General features: G+C 64.7%; 1 pseudogene. It reads left to right on the plus strand.

The annotated features are described in order from the left end of the window. Window positions 1-303, plus strand: a pseudogene (locus J1902_RS15390) (glyceraldehyde-3-phosphate dehydrogenase); the annotation flags it as partial.

The raw sequence follows: 303 nt of genomic DNA on the forward strand, positions 1-303 counted from the left end.
GAGCCTGACCAGCAAGTCCACGATGAACATCCTCAAGGCCCACCGCTTCGCGCGCCGGATCAGCAAGGACGAATTACTCGTGGAGGAGACTGCCCCGCTGCTGAACGCTTTGGCGCGACTGGAGCTCGGCCCGGCCGCGATCGACATCGCCCGCCTGAACCAAAAATTCAAGGAACAGGGCAACGGTGCCACGCTTGAGGAATTCCTCCGCGCCGAACTGGCTTCCGTCGTCGGACGCCACGGAGCGGACGACCGCACCAGTACCGACGTCGTCCTGTACGGCTTCGGCCGCATCGGCCGCCT

The organism is Arthrobacter cavernae, assembly GCF_017368795.1.
GTDB classification, from domain to species: Bacteria; Actinomycetota; Actinomycetes; order Actinomycetales; family Micrococcaceae; genus Arthrobacter; species Arthrobacter cavernae.